We start from the raw sequence: 23,755 nt of genomic DNA on the forward strand, positions 1-23,755 counted from the left end.
ATGAAACGTATTCATCATTATTTCCGTGGCATCTACTGGCAACAGCTCTACATCACCGTAGGATTGGTGCTGTTGTCCATGGGATTATTGGGCGCTTCTTTCTCCTCCCTCAGCCACACCTTTATCTACAACCTACGCATCGAGGAATTGCAAGACAAAGCACAGATGGTGGCTCAATTGTCATCCACCTACCTCACCGATGATATGTCTGACGTGCAAGAAGATTTGCGCCAACTGGCCTCCTTTGCGGCCACCGTGTCTGATGTGGATTTTTTCGTGTGCAACATTGATGGCACCGTCTTATTGACCACCGACTCCAGCCAAGCTGGGCAGGTGATTCAAATTCCCCAAGAAATCACATCTGATATTATAACTCAAGGGCAATTTAAAAGCCAAACCACCGTGGGTGGCCTCTATAAAAACTCACGGATGGTGGTGGGTGTACCTGTTTACAACATCTCCTCTGGCCAACTGGTGGGGGAAGTGTTTGCTGTGTCTACCACCGATTCCTTCGACCAACTTTGGACTGGCTTTGTGGGACTATTTCTCATGACAGCCTTGGTGGTGCTCCTCATTGCCGCCATGGTGTCCTCTGCCACCACCATGCGCCAAATCCGACCCTTACGCAACATGGTTGCCGCCACACGGCGCTATGCCCAAGGGGATTTCGATGTGCGTATCAAAGACTATGAACACATCGATGAAATGGGTGAACTCGCCACCGCCTTCAATGCCATGGCCGACACCCTGCAAGAAAATGAATTCCAGCGCCGTGAGTTTGTGGCCAACATTTCTCACGAGCTGAAAACCCCCATGACCACCATCGCTGGCTATACTGACGGTATCTTAGACGGCACCATTCCCCCAGAACGCCAACACGAATATTTGACGGTAATTTCTGAGGAAAGCCGCCGTTTGTCTCGTTTGGTACGCCGTATGCTAGACGTGTCTCAGCTCCAAGCCATCGATCCCTTGCGCAATGGCGAACATTTCGACATTTGCGAAAGTATGCGCCGTGTCATCATTTCGCTAGAACGGAAAATCACCGACCGCGGCCTAGACATGGATGTGGAAATCCCTGACGAGTCTTTGCTGGTGTTGGGAGACAATGACATGATTACCCAAGTGATTTACAACCTGCTGGAAAACACCACCAAGTTTGCCAAGGTAGGCACTGCTGTGCATTTCGGGTTAACCCACCACGACACGCGGGTCACTGTTACCGTGCGCAATCTAGGCGACACCATACCAGCCCAAGAAATCCCCCGTCTATTTGACCGTTTCCACAAAAGCGACAAGTCTCGCAGTGAAGACAAAGATGGCGTGGGGCTAGGGCTCTATATTGTCAAAACCATTTTAGAACAACACAAAGAACCCATCAACGTCAGCAGTGAGAACGGTGTGACCACCTTCTCCTTTGGCTTGAATACGGAGTAATGAAAAACCATGGAAGAATCTATTTCACAACAAGTTACCTTAACCTATCAAGCACCACCTCCCAAAGAGGTGGTGCTCACCTACTCTGCCCCCTACCACCTGCCACCTACACCTGTGACACCAACACCCAAAAGCCGAAAAGGGCTGTATATTTTCTTAGGTGGCCTTGGTATTTTGGCTGTGGTTTTGCTCACAGTCTTTTTCCTCTCTCACATATTCCACGTAGAGATTTACACCGACCAAGAATCCTCCACCCAAGAAACCACCATCCCCGTCTACGATACCCAAGGCGATGGGACGGTGATGTCCCTGCTCACCACCAACCAAGGCACCCTAACCCCTCAAGAGATTTACGCGCAGGTAAACCCTGCCGTGGTAACGGTGCTGTGTGAAAGTGGCCTTGTGGAAATGTCCATGGGCACTGGGGTTATCTATTCCCAAGACGGCTATATCGTCACCAATTATCATGTGATTTCTGGTGCCAGCTCTTGCGCTGTGGCCTTGAGCACAGGAGAACTACTCCAAGCCTATTACGTCTCTGGTGATGAAGATTATGATTTGGCAGTGCTCAAGGTGAACGCCTCTGGCCTGCCCACTGCTACCTTTGCCGAGTCTGACTTTTTAACTGTAGGCGATACGGTATATGCCATCGGCAACCCCTTGGGCTTAGAGCTACGGGGCACCTTCACCGACGGCATCGTCTCCGCCATCAACCGCGATGTAGAAGTGGATGGGCGCACCATGTCCACCTTGATTCAAACCAACGCCGCCTTAAACTCTGGTAACTCTGGCGGCCCTTTGATTAATGTGTACGGTCAAGTGGTGGGCATCAACACGGTGAAAATGGGTAGTAGCTCTGCCTATAACGTAGAAGGCATCGGCTTTGCTATCCCCTCAGCCACGGTTCAGCGGATTGTCCAAGACTTGGTCACCGTAGGCACGGTACAGCCTGAGCCTGTTTTCGGTGTGTCTGTTGGCACAGAGTCTACCTACTTGGCAAACGGCACCGCAGGTGCTGAGATTTACTCCGTCACCCCCAACACACCAGCCGATGCTGCTGGCGTGCAAGTGGGCGATGTGTTCTTGTCCATGAACGGGCAAAGTGTCAGCGATAGCAGTGATGTGCTTCGCATCCGCCGTCAATTACGGGTGGGTGACACCGTTGAAGTCTCCCTCTGGCGCAGTGGTCAAATCATCACCGTAGAATTATATCTGGATATGGCATAAGAAAAAGGGCTGTACAATGTGGTTGCCACGTTGTACAGCCCTTTCACGGCAATCACCTCTTGCATAAACGGAAGAAATAGGATATACTAACTGTGTATTTGCCATTGACGAGAAAGGACATTCATTATGACACGCTACACTGCCCGACGACGGTTTCCCCATATCACCTTGCCCCATTGGGTCAGCTTTGTGCTGGCGATTTTACTCACCGGACTCATCACTTTGGTGTCCATTTGGTGCCAACCCAACAGCTTTATAGGTGTGATTTCTGGGTTTTTAGACCAACCTTTGCTCATCGTTCTCAACGCCTTGCCTGTGGGCTTGGTCGTGTTGGTGTTTGGCTTTTTATGCTACAATGTGTTTGACGGAGCGGCCATCGCCACCTTATTGGTGGGGGGCTTTTCCATTGCCAACCGCATCAAATTGGACGTGCGCAACGAGCCTGTCTACCTGCGAGATTTAACCTTACTCAAAGAGGCCTCCGCCGCCACCAGCTCCTATGCCATCAACTATCCCATCGCCGCCTTTGTGGTGGTCTTTGGGCTGATTATCGCCTTTGTGGTGCTAGGGCGCATCTGTAAGCCCACCCCAGCCTCCAGCCTCAAGCAAAGCCTTGTGCGCCGTGTGCTAGGCAGTGTGGCTAGCGCCGCAGTGCTGGTGGGGCTCACCCTCACCGTCTATGCCTCCAACGATTTGTACAACGGGTTTACCGTCTCCAATCCTTACTATGTGCCCTCTGTGTTCAACGAATTGGGCTTCCCCTATTGCTTTACCCACCATGCCACCACCTACAGCGTGGACAAGCCTGATGGCTTCAGCCAATCAGAAGCTGCCGCTTGGGAAACAGGCGACAGCACTGGCAACGGACAGACCGTAAATGTAATTTTCGTCATGAACGAGGCCTATTCTGCCATCACCGAGCAGTCTGTCTTCACCTACAGCGACGAAACTGACCCTATGAAAAACTTCCACGCTTTAGAAAACGACACCTATGTCATTTCTGGAGACATGGTGGTGCCAGGGTTTGCTGGTGGCACAGCCAACACCGAATTTGACGTGATGACAGGGATGCAAACCAATGCCTTGTCTGCAACCACCACCTCCGCCTTCCGTGCTTTTAACCGAGATGTGGACAGTCTATTTAGCGTTTTTGGCAATGACGGCTACTATACCTCTTACACCCACCCCGGCGATTGCTGGTTCTATAACCGTGAAAATGTATTGGATTTGCTAGGCGCCGATGATACCACCTTTGTGGAATCTATGTATGATGACGCCACCTACAAAGGTCGCTGGATTACCGACGATTATAGCGCCGATTTGATTATTGACGAGTTAAACAGCGCCATCGATAGCGACACCCCTCTGTTCCATTACCACACCACCATCCAAAACCATATGTCTTACACCTTAGACAAATATGGCGAAGATTACCCCTATGGCGAACTAGAAACCACCGCTATTTTTGATGAAGAAATTGAAACCTTGCTGAAGGTATATATCGAAGGCATCCGAGATGCAGACGCTATGCTCCAAAAACTGGTGGATGATTTCTCCGCCAAAGACGAACCTGTGATTTTAGTATTCTACGGTGACCACCTGCCTTATATTGGTGACAACCGCTCTGGTTACACCGCCATGGGTCTGGATTACGCCTTAGACGAAACCCAACAGGAAAACCCCTTGGCTGGCTACACAGTACCCTATTTAATCTGGGGCAACGAGGCCGCTGGGACGCTGTTAGACTGGGACAACACCGTGGCAAATCTGGACGTACCAGAGACCATTTCCGCCAGTTTCTTAGGCTCTATGGTTCTGGAATTGACTGGTCGTGGAGATGACTCGCCATGGTTTGACTTCTTAGGCGAACTACGGCGAGAATACCCTGTGGTGCAAAATCAATGGGTGCTCAGCACCGACGGTACCCTCACCCAAGGTGAGGACGACGACGCCCAAGCATGGATTGACCAATGGCGAGACTGGAGCTATTACAAGCTGAAATACAAAGATATGGATTAAAAAAAGAAGCAGACCGTACGGTCTGCTTCTTTTTTTAATCTCAATTGCTTTGCAAATATTCCGCACTGGAGCGGATGGAGTTTTCCACCATATCACTGACAGAATGGTCGGTGAAAAAGGCCATGTGAGGGGTCATAATCACATTGGGCAGACCGTTTAAAATGGACATATAGCGGTTTTTCAACTGTTGCCCCTTTTTCTCACGGTAGTAAATCAGACGGTCACCTTCCACCAAATCCAATGCCGCACCACCAAGATGTTCCTCTTCAATCGCCGTAATAAGTGCTTCGCTGTCCACCAAATCCCCACGGGCGGTGTTGACCAAAACAGCACCTTTTTTCATCATGGCGATGGTCTGGGCATTCATCATGTGGAAGCTATCGGCTGTGGCTGGGGCATGGAGGGTCACAATATCGCTTTGGCGCAACAATTCTTCCATGCTGACATACTCTACCATACCTTCCAAGGCTGGATTTTGATACAAATCATAAGCCAACACTTTACATCCAAAGCCTTGCAAAATGGTGGCCACGGTGGCACCGATTTTCCCTGTGCCCACAATGCCCACGGTGGCATCATGAATGAGTCGGCCACGAATGACATCCAAGCCATAGTCTTGTCCCATGGCACGCACAGTCATGGTTTTCATATGCCGCATGGCCATCATCATCATCATGACTGCATATTCCGCCACGCTGTATGGTGTGTAGCCCACGTTGCCCACACCCATGCCGATTTTCTCAGCATAGTCTACGTCAATGTGCTCAAAGCCCACAGTCCGTGTGGATAAAAATCGCACACCCATGGCCTTGTAAGCATCTAACATAGGGGGTGTGATGTGGGTTTTGGTCACAATGCTGACGCAATCGCAACCAGCCGCCGCTTCTAACGTTTCAGGGGTAGGGTCAGTAGGAATCATCACAATTTCCATGCCATATTCTGGCGCGAAGTGATGGAAAAATGGTTCTTCGTCTTCCCGTGCGCTATAAACTGCCATTCTCATAGTCAAATCTCCCATTTCTTTTCATAGTTGGTTAAATTCAAAAACTATGAACTACGGAATTTAATTTAATCAACTGTAATACCATGGTTATTCTACCACCATTGGTTCCACAATGCAAGCGCACAGGCAGTCAAAAAACCTTTTGACTGCCTGTTAAAATTTGGTTATTATCCCAACGCTTATACGTACAGAGGATATTTGTCGCACAGAGCGGTAACACGGGCACGCACTTCATCGGCGGTGCCTTCAAAGTCACGGGCTACCATACCCATCAATGCAGCGATTTCCACCATGTCTTCTTCCACAAAGCCACGGGCGGTGACAGCAGGAACCCCCACACGGATACCACTGGTGACAAAGGGCTTTTCAGGATCGTTGGGGATGGAGTTTTTGTTGACGGTGATATACACTTCGTCCAAACGGTGCTCGATTTCCTTGCCAGTGATGTTGAAGTTGCGGACATCCACCAGCATCAAATGGTTGTCGGTGCCACCAGAGACAAGACGGAAGCCTTCTTTCACCAGTGCGTCTGCCAAGACCTTGGCATTGAGGACGGTTTGGTGACCGTATGCTTTAAATTCAGGCTTCAATGCTTCGCCGAAGCACACTGCCTTGGCGGCAATGATATGCATTAAAGGGCCACCTTGAGAACCGGGGAACACAGCAGAGTTCACCTTCTTGTAAATATCTTCATCGTTACAAAGAATCAAACCGCCACGGGGGCCACGGAGCGTTTTATGAGTGGTAGACGTGACCACATGGGCATATTCCATGGGATTTTGGTGTTCGCCAGCGGCAACCAAACCTGCAATATGCGCCATATCCACCATCAAATAAGCACCCACTTCGTCAGCAATGGCACGGAATTTGGCAAAGTCGATGGCACGGGGATAGGCCGAGGCACCAGCGATGATCATTTTAGGTTGGTGTTCTTTGGCCATGGCCAACACAGTATCATAGTTGATGGTTTCGCTTTCTGCGTCCAATTCATAGGAGACAATGTTGAAATACTTGCCAGAAATGTTCACAGGGCTACCATGAGACAGGTGACCACCGTGGGCAAGGCTCATGCCCAGCACCGTGTCGCCGGGCTTTACCAGCGCCATGAAAGCGGCTAAGTTGGCATTGGCTCCAGAGTGAGGTTGCACATTGGCAAACTTAGCGCCAAAGAGCTCGCAAGCGCGCTTACGGGCAATTTCTTCTGCAATATCCACAGCGTAGCAACCGCCATAATAACGCTTGCCAGGATAGCCTTCTGCATATTTATTGGTCAAGCAACTGCCCATGGCAACCATAACGGCTTCGCTTACCAAGTTTTCAGATGCAATCAATTCGATGTTGCGTCGTTGACGGGCAAATTCTTCTTTAATGGCAGCGCCAACTTCGGGGTCTGCTTGGGAAATAAAATCCATAGATTGTTCAATCATGAGTACAGCCTCCTAATATATGTTACCTATATTGTAAACGGTTTTCCACGGGATTGCAATGGCAAATTCGCCAAAATTCAAGAGATATACTACCTTTTGTGTTTATGGAGATATTTGTAGTTCCATAAGGAATGATTGTTTGGTTGAAAACTTATTCCTCTGCCGTGGGGCGCTTGCAGCAGGCTTTCTTTACTTCCGCCCCTTGTAGGGGCGGTCAATCCTTTACCCTGTGGGAATTCTCTTTTGATGGACTTTTCTCACTCCCGTGGGGGCTGCTGCCGCAGGGGCTTTCTTTTGTAGAGATACAAAAGAAACAAAAAATCTTGCACGTGGCGGCTGACCACTTGTGGTCAGCCGTCTCACGTGCTCCCATTTTATACGGATGGTGCGTATGAGTGGGTGCGGTGCTATTGGGGCATCTGGCTCACACCCGTTCGGCTTATCGTGTGGGATGCGCGTGCCAACGCTGATTGCTGCCGCACATAACTCGTACGATGACATGGTACCACGCGTGTGAGGTGCCTAAGGTTGTGGACGTCGATGGGTGCGGTGGCGCTGGGGGATAGATGACGGTGGTGGCGCCAGCGCCACAGCACCTACCCATACCCATAATCTAGGCACGCCCAAGAAATGGCACCATCTCACCGTCTCTCCCCTACAGGGCGAAGCCCGACAGGTCATGCAGAGACAAATCAGGTCTCTCGGTGCCGCTCAAAAGACCAAAGCACTCCAGCGATGGACCCCCGTAAAAGCCCCTTTTTTCACTCGACCGCAGTCGCCGTGAAAAAATCGTTTTTTGGTTCTTTTTTTCGACAAAAAAAGAATGCCACACCGGCAGGTGACCCGTCCGGTAGGACGCCCCTGCGGCAGCAGACCGCCCCGTAGGGGCAAAAACAACAAAGAGGTGGAAAACGGACGCCCAATGGGCGCCCCTACGATGGAGTGGGGGGAATGCCCCACCGGCAGGTGACCGCCCCGTAGGGGCAAACCCATCAGCCCAATGGCGCACGGATGCCATCTTCAAATAATCCAGCTTCACTCAGCACCCAAGGAATGGGATAATCATGGGGTTCTAGTGGAATTTCATCGCGAATCAACTGTTCACGACAAAGGAGTACAGTGCCGCCACGATATTGGGATAAAAAGCGATCATAATAGCCACCACCCTGCCCCAGACGGTGGCCTTGGTGGTTGCAGGTGAGACAAGGCAAAATGGCAAAGTCCACTTGGTCAATGTCAATCAAGGGCGTCGTCTCTGCTGGCTCTAAAATGCCGTAAGTACCCTCTTGCAATTCCGCCACATCCGTGATTTGGTGGAGCGCCATCTTCCCTTCCCCCAAGCACCGTGGCACACAGAGGGTTTTCCCTTGGGCTAGGGCATGGGTCAATAGGGCGTGGGTGTCCACTTCACGGTCTGTTGAGACAAAGCAGAACACAGTCTGGGCAGCTTGATATTCGCTCATGGCAGTTAAATGGCGGTATATCATCTGGCTGGATTTGGTTTTATAGTTCTCCGACAGTTTCCGCTCCAAGGAACGGGCAATGGCGCGAAGTTTGATTTTTTGGTCTTTTTTGGTCATGGAAATGGGTCCTCCTGTTTTTCGTGTGGGGCGGTAATGCCAAATTGAATGGCACTGGTGCCAAATTTACCGCGAATGGTGTCCATGGTTTGCTCCAATGCTTCATTGCGTTTGCTTTGGGGGGCAGCGGCTTGGCTAAATAAATTCACCTGCTCAAAGGCTTGCCCCTCTGGGGTGAGATGAATGGCGGTGATGGTGATGGCTCGCAATGGTTGGGGCGGTGACCACAGGGTGTCGATTAGCATCATAGCCTGCTCTGTCAACTCACGCATCAAATGCGTGGGAGCGGATAACTGGCACTGGCGAGAGCGATTTTTAAACTGGGGGTCACGGATGGTCACCTGCACCCCGCCAGCGTAGAACTGGTATTGGCGCAATCGTGTTGCCACCGTATCGCACAGCAGTGCCACCCCACTACGGACTTGGGCTGTGGTGGTGAGATTTCGAGGAAAGGTGGTGCCGTTACCCACCGATTTGATGGGTGCACGGTCAGCCGCCCCCACCACAGGGGCGTCGTCTAAGCCGTTGGCATACGTATGGAGCTGATGCCCCATTTTCCCCAACACCGCTTCTAGCATTTCCAGTGGTGCCTGTGCCAATTGTCCGATGGTTTCAATGCCGTACTGTCCCAAAATTTTCCGCGCCGCATGGCCTACATATAATAGGTCGCCCACAGGCAACGCTGAGACAATGGTTTGCCAGTTGTCTCGGTCAATGACAGTGGTGGCATCAGGCTTTTTGTAGTCACTGCCCAACTTGGCAAAAATTTTGTTGAATGACACACCAACCGATACAGTCAAGCCCAATTCTTCTTTCACCGCGTGGCGAATATGATCGGCAATGGCACGGGGATTGCCCCCGAACAGATGGGCGGTGCCCGTAATATCCAGCCAGCTTTCATCAATGCCAAAAGGCTCTACCAAGTCGGTGTAGCGCCCATAAATGGCATTGACCTTGATGGAGTATTCTTTGTATAAAGTGTGATGGGGCGACAAGAGGACTAGATTGGGGCATTTTTTCTTGGCCTGCCAGATGGTTTCGGCTGTGGCAATTTTAAAGGCCTTGGCTGGCTCGTTTTTCGCCAGGATAATCCCGTGGCGAGAGGCTGGATTGCCACACACCGCCATGGGCACGTCCCGTAAATCCGGGTGAGAAAGAAGCTCTACAGAAGCGTAAAAGCTGTTCAAATCACAGTGCAAAATAATCCGTTCCATACAGGGCTCCTTTCGTGGTGATGGGGATAGTATACCATAAAAATAGACGTAAAAAAAGACGTCTGCATAAAAAGCTAATCTCTTTTGTAGGGGCGGATAGTATCCGCCCGTGCAGTAAGCGGTAATTGCACGCAAAACGTCAGGCGAATTCGTAACATTTTACGAATTCGCCCGACGTTTCAGTTCGTTTTGGTCAATTCTGCACGGGAGGCTAATAGCCTCCCCTACAAGGGATTTGTGTATTGATGAAGGTATGTGAGTATTGCAACAGAGCCTTTTTCAAGCCCTTACATCATACCCATAACCACCATACCAATCAAAATCAAGGTGGAGGTGACACCGCAGCCCAACAGCATCCAGCCCACGTTCACATTGGAACGGAGGGCGGTCTGTGCGGCCTCTGGCACCAAGCGTGCCTTGCGCAGGGCTGTGATGATGGGCTTGTAGAGCATCAAAGTGGCAGCCATGTTCATGCCACCTTTTAACAGGTTAAAGGGTAGGAAAATAGGGACCAGCATGGCGGCAATGTCACTGCGAGAGAAGCCAGCCATGTACAGCGGTGTGATGAGATAGTTCCACAGCAACATAATGGCGGTGAGAGCCACCACACCCAGACCTAAGCCCACGATGGCACCGGTTTTGGTGTGGAATTTCTTGTAGACGAAAGACGCTGTGCAACAGAAAGAGCAGGTGGCTAAAATGTTCATAATCAGGCCGATTAAACCGGTGTGGCTGACAGTGATCATCTCCAGTAAACTGACGGCGATGGCCATGATGGCGGCGGCGGCAGGACCATAGGTGAAGCCACCCATGCAGATGATGACGTCTTTAAAATCAAAGTCTAAAAAGCCGTTGAAACTGGGAATCATCTTGCTCATCAGCATCACCACATAGGCGATGCCCACCAGCATGGCAGAGGTGGTGAGGGTACGGGTGTTGGTTTTGGATTGGGATAGGGTTGCGGCGTTAGAATTGGACATAAAAAATACACTCCTTAGTTTACAGTAACATCCCCAAAAACGTGGTCTTCTGAGGTTGCAAACGTAAACAAGAAGTGTTCACTACTTGTTGGTTACAAAATCTTCTTCCATCCAGACTGACAAGCCAAAGCTTGATTACTGTTGGTCTCGGAGTTACACCGAGTCGGCACAAGTGGAAACCACAAGTGTTCGCGGACTATACCGCCAGTGGGGAATTACACCCCGCCCTGAAGACACTATTGAGTTGTTCTGGGGTCAGTATAAACCATTTTCTCAAAAAATGCAAGTGAAATTTTTTTAACAATTTTTCCCTTTACAAGTAAGAACGAATGTTCTATAATGGAATCATCTAAATTGTAAGGAGGTGTGTACCCTGCGAGGACGCGAAACTGCTTGTGCCTTTACAGGCCATCGCCCCAGTAAATTGTCATGGGGGCACGATGAACAAGACCCACGGTGTATGGGACTGAAACAGCGAATGGCAGACGCCATTGACATTGCTTATGAACAGGGTTTTCGCCACTTTATTTGTGGCATGGCGCTGGGCTGTGATTTATATTTTTGCGAGGCAGTGATGGCACTGCGAAGCCGCCATGACGACGTGACCATAGAGGCCGCCATCCCCTGCCCCCAACAATCGGCTCGCTGGTCAACCCATGATCAAGCGCGTTATACCGCCTTGGTCCAAGCGTGCGATTTTGAAACCGTCATTGCCCAGCACTATAGCCCTGGCTGTATGCAGCGCCGTGACCGCTATATGGTAGACCATAGTGCTCTGCTCATCGCCGCCTTTGATGGCAGCAGCGGTGGCACCCAATACACCATGCTCTATGCCATGCGTCAAGGCCTAGATGTGGTAGATTTACCCACCGTATTGGTTTAAAATCTTAAAATCCCCCAGACCGTTCCAAAGAGTGAAGCGGTCTGGGGGGATTTTATGCTGAATAAAGATTAGGCGCTGGTGGCCATTTCCTTGAAGCACTTGGGGCACACGTTCTTGCCCTTAAAGTCGGTCACGTCTTTTGCGCTGTCACAGAAAATGCAGCTGGGTTTATATTTTTTGAGAATAACAGAGGAACCTTCCACATAGATTTCCAGTGCATCCTTCTCGGCAATGTCCAAGGTTCTGCGCATTTCGATGGGCAGGACAATGCGGCCTAATTCGTCAACTTTTCTTACAATACCAGTAGATTTCAATGTAATATTTCCTTTCAAATTAAAGACAGTATTTAACACGGTTTTCCCATGTCTGTTATAGGAGAATACCACCTATTTTTACCAATGTCAACACTAAATTGTAAAAAAATGTGAACATTTAGATAACAATGCAGAAATTTCCTAAAATATGAAAAAACTAAAGAAATATTGTGAAAATTCAACAAACTATGGATGTATAAATTGTGAATAATAGAAGGAGATTCCAAAATATGGCAATGACAATCGTTTGGTGTACCATGGTTATTTTATCCTTATTATTTGGTGCGCTCACTGGAAATTTATCAGCGGTTTCCTCTGCGGCTATGGATGGTGCTGGTTCCGCCATCACCTTGTGTTTGTCCATTGCAGGCATCATTTGCCTCTGGACAGGGGTGATGGAAGTGATGAAAGCCTGTGGCATCGCCAAAGGCTTGGCAACCCTCTTTGCGCCGCTATTAAAGCGACTCATGCCACAGGCCTCCAAAGACGAAGAAACCATGGCGGCCATCACAGGCAACTTCTCTGCCAATTTTTTAGGCTTAGGCAATGCCGCCACCCCACTGGGCATCCAAGCCGCACGGCGGATGGCGCGGGGTTGCAACGGAATTGCCAGTCACGAACTGTGTTTGCTGGTGGTGATGAACACGGCCTCCATTCAAATCTTCCCAGCCACCATCACCGCCATCCGCACTGCCAGCGGCGCCACAGACCCCATGGATATTTTACCAGCTGTATGGATCACATCCCTGTGCTCCGTCATAGCAGGGCTGATAGCGGCAAGCTTATTCGCAAGGTTAAGCCAGAAAGGACGGTGAGCAGATGTCAGATTGGGTAATTCCCTCTCTGTTGGCAGGGGTTGCCATGGTGGGACTGGGTCGGCGTGTAGATGTATATGGTGCCTTAACCCACGGAGCGGAAGAAGGATTGGGGGTGCTGATTCACATTCTCCCTGCGCTGGTAGCTCTGCTGACGGCCGTGGAAATGTTCAAAGCCTCTGGGGCTTTAGACTGGCTCACAGCGCTCCTTGCTCCAGCCTTAGTGGTGGTGGGCATCCCACCAGAAACGGCGGCGCTGATGCTCATCCGCCCTGTCTCAGGGGGCGGTGCATTGGCAGTGGGCAGTGAATTGATTGCCACCTATGGAGCTGATAGCTACATAGGTCGTGTGGCGGCGGTGATGCTAGGCAGTACCGAAACCACGTTTTACACCGTGGCGGTGTATTTTGGAGCGGCAGGCATCACCAAAACACGCTATGCCGTGCCAGCGGCATTGGTCGCCGATTTCACAGGCTTTGCCATGGCGGCTTTGACCGTCAGATGGCTGTTTGGCGGGTGAGGGAACGGACAGGGGCTAGCCCTGTCCCTACGAATGTTTGTTTGTAGGGACAGCCTTTACGGCTGTCCGTTTTTGGATGGTGCGACAGGGCTCCATCATTCCACCGTTACATAAATCCGCAACTTCTCCAAGGTCATCTCACCAATGCCTGCAACCATCATGATATCATCCACAGTGGCAAAGTCACCATTTTCTGTGCGGTAATCGATGATACGTTGCGCCAAGGTTTCCCCCACACCGGGCAAGGTATCCAACTCTTCTACCGTAGCCGTGTTAAGATTGATGGGCACCGCCTCTTGGGTCACTTCTGCTTGGGTCAGTTCCACTTGGGTGGACACCGCCGTAACCACTTCTTGGGACTCCGTCTCCACAACCACAGTCTCTGCCGTCGACGAAATCACCACTTGCGTGGCAGGAACCATGGCAAACAAACACAATCCACTTAAAAACACACCCGTAGCACCCAATAATATTTTTTCGCCAGTTGTAATCATAAATACACCTCTTTCAGTGTTGAAATTCAAGGTTTTATCTGTTATACTAGGGTATATTGTAGTATATCATGCCTTAAAATGGTATTCAATGGATAAAATTGTAAAAAACAAGAAAATACCCCCCATAAATTGGAGATATGTAATAGATGAAGAAGTATAGATTTGTACATTTGATAGTAGCCTTGGTATTGAGCCTATCTTTGTGCGCCACCCCTGTGGTTTTGGCCAGCGACACAGAGATGGAAATCCCCACGGTAGCGGCGCAGTCGGCCTTACTGGTGGATTTAAACACCAACACCATCATGTTAGCACAAAATGCCTATTCCAAGCAATACCCTGCCAGCCTAACCAAAATCATGACGGCCTTGCTGGTTTTCGAAGCCATTGACGCTGGCACTATATCTCTTGACCAAGAGGTGATCATTTCCTCCACCGCTATGAGTGGCCTGTCTGGCACCCCTAGCTATGCGGATTTGCGCAGTGGTGAAGTGCTCACTGTGTTTGAATTATTAGAATGTATGCTCATTGTGGGGGCAGATGAAGCCGCCCAAGCGCTGGCAGAAACCGTCAGCGGCAGTAAAGAAGATTTTGTGGCACTGATGAACCAACGGGCCACAGAGCTTGGCTGTACAGGCACCAATTATACCAACGCCACTGGCCTCCACAACGACGAGCACTACACCACCGCATGGGATTTGTATTTGGTGGCACAAGAAGCGGTGAAGCATGAAGATTTGGTGACCTTATGCGACACGGTGAGCACCACCATCCCCACCACCAACATCAAAAGCGAACGCCTACTTTACACCACCAATGCACTTCTGACCCAATTCCGCCTCATCGGCTACACCTATCCAGCGGCAGATGGTTTGCAAAGTGGCTACACCGAACAAGCTGGCTACTGTCTCCTGACTACAGCTGAAGACGGGTTTTTAGATGTGGTCAGCGTGGTGCTAGGGGCAGAGCGTGTGGCGGTAGACGGTGGATACCAAACCCAAAGTTACACCGAAACATCTGCCCTGCTGGACTGGGGCTTTGCATCCTTCGATTTTTTCACCATCTTAGAAACCACCGAAGTCCTCTCTGAGGTACCTGTCACCTTGTCCACGGAAATGAACTACGTCACCCTAGAGCCTGCCCAAAACATTGAGGTGCTGCTCCACAAAGACATGGATTTAAACGCCATCGAACGCCAAATCACCCTCTATTACGATGAAGTGGAGGCCCCTATTTACGAAGGGGATGTTCTGGGGGAAATCACCTTATCTTACGAAGGTTTGGAATACGGCACCGTGGACTTGATTGCTCGGCACAGCGTGTCTGCATCTCAGCGTCTACTATGGCAACAAGAGGTGCTGGCCTTCATAGACGCCGACTGGCTGTTGCTTGGCGGCATTGCCATTGTGGCTTTGATTTTGCTGGTAATGGGCATCCGCTATCTCTTCACCCATCGCCGTTATCGCTATGGTAAAAGCGTGCGTCACCGTGACGGCAATTACCACGGACGCAAACGATAAACGATTATAAAGGAAGGACGTCAAAACATTGTTTTGACGTCCTTCCTTTATAGCATCCGTAGCCAATGTCATTTAGTTTTTAACTAAATGACAAGTAAAAGGTAAAAAGGAATAGTGAAAAAGTATAGGTTTTTGCACATGGCTACGCCATAGCTCTTGCAAAAACAAGAGCGCCCTTACGGGCGTGCAAAAAGCCGTCACGCTTGGTCACTGGGGCTAACGCCCCTCTGGGCTTCGCCCAGCCCCCACATAGTGGGGGTGACCATATTGTATAGAAGACCCGTTTCCACGCTCTATTTCTTCACTATTCACTCTTACTTATTACTTGTCATTCGTAGCTGTTTCATTTTTTGTTCTAAGGATTTTATATCAGCAAATCCTTGGGGTCGTAAGGTTTGGTCTTGCAATAAATCCTCAGGGTGATACATCCCCATCATTTCCACACCCCGACGGATAAACCACTGCCCATGGCACTGCGCCATAGACAACTCTTCTCCCATAATCACCGACAAGCTCTCCTGCCCTAAACAGACAATCACCTTGGGCGAAAGCAACTTCGTTTGGGCACGCAACCATGGCAGGCAGGTATTTTGCTCTAAATGTAACGCCTTGCGCCCTTTTGGCACTGGACATTTCACCACCGACGACACATACACCTGCTCTGGGGTGATGCCGCCCAAAGACAGCAGCTCCCAAAACAACGTACCTTCTGCCCCACCCAGCAATTGTCTACCGCCTGCCACGGTGGGTGCTGGGACTATCATCAACACCTTGGCAAAGGGATTCCCCTGTCCGAACACCAAGTTTTTCCGTTCTTTCCGCAGTCCACACGCCCCACAACCTTGGCATCGCTGTTGAAGCTGTGCCCATGCTTGTTCATCTTTCATGGAAATCACCTCACTTTTATCTGGAAAATTTTTAAAATTCATGGTATATTATGTATAGTATAACACAGCTTTTCTTATTTGACCAGAAGGAGTGGACGCACATGAACACCTATTTAATCGCCCTGGACCAAGGCACCACCACCTCTCGCACCATCATCTTCAACACCAAGGCACAGGCTGTGTCCAAAGCCCAACAATCATTCACCCAAATCTATCCCCAGCCCGGTTGGGTGGAACACGACCCTATGGAAATTTGGGACACCCAACGCCAAACCCTTGCCCAAACCCTCGCCCAGTCTCACATTGACCCCAAGGCCATCGCTGGCATCGGCATCACCAACCAACGAGAAACCACCATTTTGTGGGACAAGGTGACAGGAGAGCCTGTGTACAACGCCATCGTGTGGCAATGCCGTCGAACAGCGCCACTATGCGACGAATTAAAAGCCCAAGGCTTGGCGCAATCCATCCAAGAAAAAACAGGTTTGGTCATCGACGCCTACTTCTCTGCCAGCAAAATCCGTTGGATTTTAGACAATGTAGATGGTGTGCGCCAACGAGCTGAACGTGGCGAACTCTGCGCTGGCACCGTAGACACATGGCTAATTTGGCAGTTGACCGCAGGCAAATCTTTTGTCACCGACTATGCCAATGCCAGCCGCACCATGCTCTTTAATATTCACACCCTGCACTGGGATGAAGACCTCTGCAAACTACTTGACATTCCCATGAGCCTCTTGCCCACGCCCTGCCCCAACGCCATGGTCTATGGCACGGTGGCACCCAATATTCAAGACCTTGAACGTCTGGCTGGCACCCCCATCTGCGGCAGTGCTGGTGACCAAGCTGCCGCTTTGTTCGGCCAAGGCTGTTTCTCTGCTGGCATGGCAAAAAACACCTACGGCACAGGCTGTTTTGCTTTGATGAATCTAGGTGACAAACCCGTTACCTCTCAAAACGGCCTGCTAACCAGCGTGGCATGGGACATTGGCAATGGCCCTGTTTACGCCATGGAAGGGAGCGTCTTCAACGCCGGTAGCACCATTCAATGGCTTCGCGACGAGCTGGGGCTCATCGGCTCTGCCCCAGAGTGCGACCGTCTGGCCGAAAGCGTCAGCGACAGCGGTGGGGTTGTAATGGTACCTGCCTTCACAGGCCTTGGCGCACCCTATTGGGATATGTATGCCCGTGGCACCATTTTAGGCTTGACCCGCGGGTCTAACAAAGCCCACATTGCCCGTGCCGTACTGGAGTCCATCGCCTATCAGGTGACAGATTTGATGCGCGCCATGGAACAAGATAGCCCTGCAGCCATGACGGTGCTTCACGTAGACGGCGGCGCCAGCGTCAGCGATGTGATGATGCAGATGCAAGCCGATTTACTGGGCTTTGCCGTAGACCGACCTGCCCAAGTGGAAACCACCGCCTTTGGTGCGGCGGCGCTGGCAGGTTTGGCAGTGGGTGTGTGGCACAGCACCGAGGAACTCATCCCCCTGCGGAAGAGCCAACACCTATTCACCCCTCAAAAAACCGACTGCGCCCAAAACTATCAACGCTGGCAACGGGCTGTCGCGCGTAGCCGCAATTGGTTAAACGAAGAATTTTAAAAAACATGGTTGCCAAATCCAACAGTCTGCGATATACTAATTGTAAAGCGATGTGGTATCGTTTGGTTTACCACTTAATACTGAATCACAAAAGGAGTACAAAGATATGGCATTTTTTGAAGATTTTGGTAAAAAGGCAAAGGATCTTGCCTACGCAGGGGCTTCCAAAGCCAAAGACGCAGCTGATGTTGCAAAAATCAATGTAGACATCGCTGGTGAACAACGTGAAATGGACAAGCAATACAAGACCATCGGCCAATGGTTTGTCAAAGAATATGAAGGCGACTTGACTGACGAAGTCCGTGTCATGGTGGAAGCTGTCAACGCTTGCCAAATGCGTATCCAAGCCTTGGAAGATTCCAAAGGCTTGAAAACGGAAGAGCCTATTGTAGCAGAAAGCGGCTTAGTTTGCCCCCTTTGCCAAGAAAAAGGCACAGGAAAATTCTGCGCCAAATGCGGCGCCCCCATGGAAGAGTAAACCTCCCATTCCATGGTTCCTCCATTGTAGGGGCGACCTGTGGTCGCCCGCGCAAAACCATTTAAAGTGCATAAAAATGTTGGGCGAATTCGTAAGATGTTACGAATTCGCCCAACATTTTGTATATAGTCAGCACATACTGCACGGGCGACCACAGGTCGCCCCTACAATTCCATTACTTCACTATCACCCTTGCACGGTGACAGATTCAATCAATTCCAAGCCTTCGTTGTGCTTCAAGAGGAAGCCAACAGACCAGATGCCACCGAAGGCGATGAGACTGCGCCCACGGAAGTCTTCCAGCACTTGGGCGCCAGTACACAAGGTCAACTCCTTGGGTTCGCAGGGCGTTTTGGAAATCACACGCAGGTGTTCATAGGGCAGGCGCTGCATATGCAAGTCCACGCCGTATTCCCCCTTCATGCGGTACTCGAACACATCGAATTGCAGGGTACCCACCACGCCCACAATGACTTCTTCCATGCCGGTGTCGGGGATTTTAAAGATTTGAATGGCGCCTTCTTGGGCAATTTGCTCCGCACCTTTAATAAACTGTTTCCGCTTCATAGTGTCCTTAGGGCTGACACGCATAAAATGTTCAGGTTCAAAGGTGGGAATCCCAGAAAACTTAAACTTTTTACCCGGTACGGTGATGGTATCGCCAATGGCAAAGGTGCCAGCGTCGAACACACCGATGATGTCCCCAGCGTAGGCTTCGTCGATGATTTCACGTTCAGAAGCCATCATCTGTTGGGGCTGAGACAGACGCATTTTCTTGCCAGATTGCATGTGGTACACTTCCGTGTCACGCTCAAACTTACCAGAGCAGATACGCATAAAGGCAATGCGGTCACGGTGTGCTTTGTTCATGTTTGCTTGGATTTTAAATACAAATGCAGAGAAATCAGGGTTAAATGTATCGATTTCCCCACAATCGGCCACCCGAGGCAGGGGGGCAGAGGTCATTTGCAAGAAGCCTTCCAAGAAAGGCTCAATGCCAAAGTTGGTCAAGGCAGAGCCGAAGAACACAGGGCTTAACATCCCGTTTTGCACGGCTTCCAAGTCAAATTCACGACCGGCCCCCAGCAATTCCACTTCCTCTTGCAAGGTTTCCCACCGCTTTTGACCGATGATATCACCCACGGCACTGTCGTCCAAGTCCACTTCGATGGAGTCGGCTTTTTTCCCACGGCCATTGTCGCCAAAGAACAAAATCCGCTGTTTATCACGGGCATACACCCCTTGAAATTCCTTACCACAGCCGATGGGCCAGTTCATGGCATAGGTGTCGATGCCCAGCTCACGTTCCACTTCTTCGCACAGCTCCAATGGGTCACGGGAGTCTCTGTCCATCTTGTTGATGAAGGTGAAAATGGGGATACCACGGAGGGCGCAGACTTTAAATAGCTTACGGGTTTGGGCTTCCACGCCCTTACTCCCGTCAATGACCATGACGGCGGAGTCAGCGGCCATCAAAGTACGATAGGTATCTTCGGAGAAGTCTTGGTGCCCAGGCGTATCGAGGATATTGATGCAAAAGCCACTGTGTTGGAACTGCATCACAGAGGAGGTGACGGAAATGCCACGTTGCTTTTCAATTTCCATCCAGTCAGAGGTGGCAGCTTTGGCTTTTTTGCCCTTGACCTGCCCAGCTTGGGCAATGGCGCCACCGTATAAAAGGAATTTTTCGGTGAGGGTGGTTTTACCAGCGTCAGGGTGAGAGATAATGGCGAACGTCCGACGGCGGTGAATTTCATCAATGAGAGTGGACATATGATGTGGTATGGAGCACAACTGGCTCCATACGCTCCTTTCATGGGTTTTATTCAATCCGTAATAGTATACCACGAGAAATTCCCATTGACAAGATGGAATTACACCTATTTAATATATCCTTCACATTTTTATTGACAAATCTCTCCAATCACGTTACACTGTAAGTCAGCATTGCGTTAGCAACGATGTAAAGAGTTTAGCTTTACACCGTTGCTGTTGCGCAAGGTTGCCGTGTTTTATGTAAGGAGAGAAGTATGGAAAGAGAAAAGTTTGGCTCACGATTGGGCTTTATCCTCATTGCCGCTGGGTGCGCCATCGGCTTGGGCAACGTTTGGAAGTTCCCTTATATTGTAGGGGCTTACGGCGGTGCCACCTTCGTTTTGATTTATCTGTTTTTCCTGTTTGCACTGGGTCTGCCCATTATGGTCATGGAATTTGCCGTGGGTCGTGCCAGCCGAAAAAGCATTGCCCGTTCCTTCCACGATTTAGAGCCCAAGGATTCTAAGTGGCACTGGTACAGTATGTTCGGCATGGCTGGTAACTACCTGCTGATGATGTTTTACACCACAGTGGCTGGCTGGATGCTGATTTACCTGTGGAAAACCGCCTCTGGTCAACTCAACGGCTTGAGCGCTGACGCCATTGCTGGGGATTTCGTCGGGATGCTGGGCGACCCTGTGATGATGGGTGTCGCCATGGTCATCGCCACAGTGTTGGGCATGGCTGTGTGCCTTGGTGGCGTGCAAAACGGCGTGGAAAAAATCACCAAGCCTATGATGCTGTGTCTGTTGGCTCTACTGGTGATTCTGGCCATCCGCTCTATCACCTTAGACGGTGCGGCTGAGGGCTTGGCCTTCTACTTAGTCCCAAACTGGGCTATTTTTGAAACCGTTTCTATCAATGAAGTGGTGTTCGCCGCCATGGGGCAAGCCTTCTTCACTCTGTCTTTGGGCATCGGTTCTATGGCCATTTTCGGCAGCTACATCGACAAAGACCGCAGCTTGACTAGCGAAGCCATCTCCGTCACCTTGCTTGACACCTTCGTGGCCTTCACCGCAGGTTTGATCATCTTCCCTGCTTGCTTCGCCTTCGGTGTGTCTCCCGATTCTGGCCCTCAATTGCTGTTTATCACCCTACCCAACGTGTTCAACGCCATGCCTGCAGGTCAATTGTGGGGCACTTTGTTCTTCGTGTTCATGTCCTTTGCCGCCATGTCCACCGTCATCGGTGTGTTTGAAAACATCATCTCCTGCTGTATGGACGGCTTTGGCTGGGATCGGAAAAAGTCTGTCACCATCAACTTGATTGCCCTGCTGATTTTGGCTGTACCCTGCGTATTGGGCTACAACATCTGGTCTGGCTTTGAACCTCTGGGCGATGGCACCGCTGTGCTGGATTTGGAAGACTTCTTTGTCTCCTTTAACTTGCTCCCCATTGGCTCTGTGATTTACCTACTGTTTTGCACATCTCGCTACGGCTGGGGCTGGGAGAATTTTATCGCCGAAGCCGACCAAGGCAAAGGCATGAAATTCCCCAAGGCTCTGCGGTTCTACATGACCTATATCATCCCCATTTTGGTGCTCTATGTGTTCATCATGGGCTATAAATCTTTGTTCTTTAGTTAAAATTCCGTAATAAAAGGGACTGTGACACAAAGCAAGTCTCTTTGTGAACTCTAACAATACGAGCGTAGGGAACGGTCTTGACCGTTCCGCTTTCCCAGACAAATCCTGCCATGGGGAGCGGAATGGTCAAGACCATTCCCTACGTTTTTCTAGAGTTGTTGTGCAATTTTACAATTGTGTCACAGCCTCTTTTCGCTGTTTATTTCACTTCCATGGCCTTCACCAGATACTCCTCTGGCTTCACGTTCACCGTTTGATAGGTGGTGTAAATCACCATACCAGGGCGACCGCCAGAGGGCTTTTTCACAAACTTCACTGGCGTATAGTCAACCGGCACATTGGCGCTGTCCTTGGCTTGAGAGTAATAGGCGGCCAGCTTGGCGGCTTCCACAATTTCCTCTTGGGTCACGTCCCCACCATTGGTGGAGAGAATGACGTGGGAGCCATGGATTTTCTGGGTATGGAGCCAAATGTCACGGTGGTCCGCATCTTTCAGGGTCAGCTGGTCATTTTGGCGGTTGTTCCGTCCCACCAGCACACGATGCCCCCCACTGGTTTGGAACACACGGGGGCCAGTCTGGGCACGGCGCATCTGCTTTTTCTCCTTGGGATTGCGGCGCACATAGCCACCGTCTTGCAATTCTTGGCGAATATCGGTAAAATCTTGACGACTTTCCGCCTGTTGCAATGCCTGTAGCACACTTTCCAAATACGTAAGTTCCTCTGCCCCCTTGGTCATCAGTACTTCCAAATGAGATTGCGCCGTCTTGGCTTTTGTATAACGTTTGAAGTAGCCAGCGGCGTTGTCTTGAGGGCTTTTCCGCGGGTCAAGGTCAATGGTAATGGGCTTGCAATCATCGTAATAATTGTCCACCGTCACCTTGCTTCCCCCACGCTCCATCCGATAAAGATTGGCGGTGAGCAGTTCCCCTTGCACACGCAAATGTTCACGATTCAAGGTGGTTTCATACTCTTTTTCTTGCAATAACAGCTTTTTTCGCAACCGTTCAATGGCTTTTGTCACAGTGCGCATCAAATCGGCGCCTTGTTGGCGAATACGGTCGGCGTGCTCTTGGGTTTGGTAAAACGCGTCCAATAAATCAGCAAAAGTAGGATAGGTGGTCTGGGTTAAATAGTCCCCATACTGCCCCACAGGGCAGTATGCCACCTCAAAGGGCTTGCCCTCACGGCTCAGCATAGTAGGCACAAAATCCCCTGTTTCCAAGCGGTCTTGCAACTGTACAATCTGGGCAAACAAAGCGGTTTTCACCGCCCCATCCACTTGATTGCACCGCAGGTCTATGTCACCACATCCTTGGTGCACCAACTCCCTTGCCATCATGGGCGACAGGCCAAAATACCCATCTAAAAACACTTGCGCCACCTTGGTTTCTGGGACAGAATTGGTCAACAAAGTGTGAAAATGCTCTGGGGTGGCTTCTTGTGGCATGGTTTTTTCCGCCTGCGTTGGGTGGTGATAAAACAGTCCCGGTAATACTTGGCGATGGGCAGTGATGTCCCCTTCCACACGGCGGATAGACTCTACAATCCGTCCATTTTGGTCAACGAGAATCAAGTTGGCACGGCGACCAAGGGCTTCTAAAATCAGCGTCCGTGTGCTCCCATTGCCCAGCTCGTCCACGATATCCAATTCAAGTTCCACCAACCGCTCTAAGCTAGGCTGACGAATATCGGCAATCCGTGCGCTGGCAAAATGCTTGCGCAGTAGCATACAAAACATAGGTGGTTCGGCTGGGTTTTCTCGGGAAATGGAGGTTAGTTGCAACCGTGGCGCTTGGGGACTGGCATTGAGCAATAATTTGCGATTGCCACGGAGGGTTAACAAAATTTGGTCACGGCTAGGCTGTTGCACCTTTTCGATGCGACTGCCAATGAGCTGTGGGCGCAATTCTTCCACAATGGCATGGAGGGTCAGGGCGTCAAGTGCCATG

Annotated in this window: 20 protein-coding genes and 1 riboswitch; of the genes, 10 read left to right on the top strand and 10 right to left on the bottom strand. The window is 50.4% G+C overall.

The window, feature by feature from the left end; all coding sequences use genetic code 11:
- The 3 genes from RFF05_RS03255 (at position 1) to RFF05_RS03265 (ending at position 4,683) form a co-directional block, all read left to right on the top strand.
- Positions 1 to 1,437, top strand: a complete 1,437-nt coding sequence (locus tag RFF05_RS03255; protein WP_409968998.1) for a sensor histidine kinase — start codon at positions 1 to 3, stop codon at positions 1,435 to 1,437.
- 9 nt (positions 1,438 to 1,446) lie between these two features.
- Positions 1,447 to 2,664: a S1C family serine protease gene (locus RFF05_RS03260; protein ID WP_409968999.1), complete on the top strand. Its 1,218-nt coding sequence runs from the start codon at positions 1,447 to 1,449 to the stop codon at positions 2,662 to 2,664.
- A 126-nt stretch (positions 2,665 to 2,790) separates the two neighbouring features.
- On the top strand, positions 2,791 to 4,683 hold the full coding sequence (locus RFF05_RS03265; protein WP_409969000.1) for an LTA synthase family protein: 1,893 nt from the start codon (positions 2,791 to 2,793) through the stop codon (positions 4,681 to 4,683).
- 40 nt (positions 4,684 to 4,723) lie between these two features.
- Here the strand turns inward: RFF05_RS03265 and RFF05_RS03270 are convergent, their stop codons facing one another.
- The 5 genes from RFF05_RS03270 to RFF05_RS03290 all read right to left on the bottom strand — a co-directional run bounded on the left by RFF05_RS03270 (position 4,724) and on the right by RFF05_RS03290 (position 10,887).
- Positions 4,724 to 5,686, bottom strand: a complete 963-nt coding sequence (locus RFF05_RS03270; RefSeq protein ID WP_409969001.1) for an NAD(P)-dependent oxidoreductase — start codon at positions 5,684 to 5,686, stop codon at positions 4,724 to 4,726.
- 179 nt (positions 5,687 to 5,865) lie between these two features.
- Positions 5,866 to 7,113, bottom strand: a complete 1,248-nt coding sequence (gene glyA / locus RFF05_RS03275; protein WP_409969002.1) for a serine hydroxymethyltransferase — start codon at positions 7,111 to 7,113, stop codon at positions 5,866 to 5,868.
- Positions 7,114 to 8,105: 992 nt separating this feature from the next.
- Entirely contained in the window at positions 8,106 to 8,693 is a 588-nt protein-coding gene (locus RFF05_RS03280; RefSeq protein ID WP_409969003.1) for a 5-formyltetrahydrofolate cyclo-ligase, read from the bottom strand.
- Positions 8,690 to 9,907, bottom strand: a complete 1,218-nt coding sequence (locus tag RFF05_RS03285; RefSeq protein ID WP_409969004.1) for a DNA polymerase thumb domain-containing protein — start codon at positions 9,905 to 9,907, stop codon at positions 8,690 to 8,692. The genes RFF05_RS03280 and RFF05_RS03285 overlap by 4 nt, the downstream gene beginning before the upstream one ends.
- Positions 9,908 to 10,194: 287 nt before the next feature.
- Positions 10,195 to 10,887, bottom strand: a complete 693-nt coding sequence (locus tag RFF05_RS03290) for an ECF transporter S component (protein WP_409969005.1) — start codon at positions 10,885 to 10,887, stop codon at positions 10,195 to 10,197.
- A gap of 95 nt (positions 10,888 to 10,982) precedes the next feature.
- A riboswitch (FMN riboswitch) is annotated at positions 10,983 to 11,126 on the bottom strand.
- 125 nt (positions 11,127 to 11,251) lie between these two features.
- On the opposite strand from RFF05_RS03290, the gene RFF05_RS03295 reads away from it, so the two are divergent.
- Entirely contained in the window at positions 11,252 to 11,770 is a 519-nt protein-coding gene (locus RFF05_RS03295; protein WP_409969006.1) for an SLOG family protein, read from the top strand.
- A gap of 68 nt (positions 11,771 to 11,838) precedes the next feature.
- Here RFF05_RS03295 and RFF05_RS03300 read toward each other — a convergent pair whose 3' ends face one another.
- Positions 11,839 to 12,084 (bottom strand): AbrB/MazE/SpoVT family DNA-binding domain-containing protein, encoded by a 246-nt coding sequence (locus tag RFF05_RS03300; protein ID WP_409969007.1) that lies wholly within the window; start codon positions 12,082 to 12,084, stop codon positions 11,839 to 11,841.
- A gap of 230 nt (positions 12,085 to 12,314) precedes the next feature.
- On the opposite strand from RFF05_RS03300, the gene RFF05_RS03305 reads away from it, so the two are divergent.
- Both RFF05_RS03305 and RFF05_RS03310 read left to right on the top strand, forming a co-directional pair.
- Positions 12,315 to 12,899 (top strand): nucleoside recognition domain-containing protein, encoded by a 585-nt coding sequence (locus RFF05_RS03305; protein WP_409969008.1) that lies wholly within the window; start codon positions 12,315 to 12,317, stop codon positions 12,897 to 12,899.
- Positions 12,900 to 12,903: 4 nt separating this feature from the next.
- On the top strand, positions 12,904 to 13,419 hold the full coding sequence (locus tag RFF05_RS03310; protein ID WP_409969009.1) for a spore maturation protein: 516 nt from the start codon (positions 12,904 to 12,906) through the stop codon (positions 13,417 to 13,419).
- 95 nt (positions 13,420 to 13,514) lie between these two features.
- Here the strand turns inward: RFF05_RS03310 and RFF05_RS03315 are convergent, their stop codons facing one another.
- Complete coding sequence (locus RFF05_RS03315; protein ID WP_409969010.1) at positions 13,515 to 13,913, bottom strand: ComEA family DNA-binding protein; 399 nt, start codon at positions 13,911 to 13,913, stop codon at positions 13,515 to 13,517.
- 146 nt (positions 13,914 to 14,059) lie between these two features.
- Here RFF05_RS03315 and RFF05_RS03320 point away from each other — a divergent pair, with 146 nt between their 5' ends.
- Positions 14,060 to 15,430 (top strand): D-alanyl-D-alanine carboxypeptidase family protein, encoded by a 1,371-nt coding sequence (locus tag RFF05_RS03320; RefSeq protein ID WP_409969011.1) that lies wholly within the window; start codon positions 14,060 to 14,062, stop codon positions 15,428 to 15,430.
- Positions 15,431 to 15,744: 314 nt separating this feature from the next.
- On the opposite strand, the gene RFF05_RS03325 is transcribed toward RFF05_RS03320, so the two are convergent.
- Positions 15,745 to 16,317, bottom strand: coding sequence for a uracil-DNA glycosylase (locus RFF05_RS03325; protein WP_409969012.1), 573 nt, complete (start codon positions 16,315 to 16,317; stop codon positions 15,745 to 15,747).
- Between the two features lie 101 nt (positions 16,318 to 16,418).
- On the opposite strand from RFF05_RS03325, the gene glpK reads away from it, so the two are divergent.
- Both glpK and RFF05_RS03335 read left to right on the top strand, forming a co-directional pair.
- Positions 16,419 to 17,924 (top strand): glycerol kinase GlpK, encoded by a 1,506-nt coding sequence (gene glpK, locus RFF05_RS03330; RefSeq protein WP_409969013.1) that lies wholly within the window; start codon positions 16,419 to 16,421, stop codon positions 17,922 to 17,924.
- A gap of 106 nt (positions 17,925 to 18,030) precedes the next feature.
- Entirely contained in the window at positions 18,031 to 18,402 is a 372-nt protein-coding gene (locus tag RFF05_RS03335; protein ID WP_409969014.1) for a zinc ribbon domain-containing protein, read from the top strand.
- A 186-nt stretch (positions 18,403 to 18,588) separates the two neighbouring features.
- On the opposite strand, the gene RFF05_RS03340 is transcribed toward RFF05_RS03335, so the two are convergent.
- Positions 18,589 to 20,175, bottom strand: coding sequence for a peptide chain release factor 3 (locus tag RFF05_RS03340; protein WP_409969015.1), 1,587 nt, complete (start codon positions 20,173 to 20,175; stop codon positions 18,589 to 18,591).
- Between the two features lie 257 nt (positions 20,176 to 20,432).
- Between RFF05_RS03340 and RFF05_RS03345 the strand changes: the two genes are divergently transcribed.
- The gene (locus tag RFF05_RS03345; protein ID WP_409969016.1) at positions 20,433 to 21,803 is read left to right on the top strand and encodes a sodium-dependent transporter; all 1,371 of its coding nucleotides are present in this window, start codon (positions 20,433 to 20,435) and stop codon (positions 21,801 to 21,803) included.
- Positions 21,804 to 22,002: 199 nt separating this feature from the next.
- On the opposite strand, the gene RFF05_RS03350 is transcribed toward RFF05_RS03345, so the two are convergent.
- Positions 22,003 to 23,754, bottom strand: a complete 1,752-nt coding sequence (locus tag RFF05_RS03350; RefSeq protein WP_409969017.1) for an NFACT family protein — start codon at positions 23,752 to 23,754, stop codon at positions 22,003 to 22,005.
- Position 23,755 lies beyond the last annotated feature (1 nt).

Source organism: Bengtsoniella intestinalis (assembly GCF_039719005.1).
Classification (GTDB): Bacteria; Bacillota; Clostridia; order Oscillospirales; family Oscillospiraceae; genus Oscillibacter; species Oscillibacter intestinalis.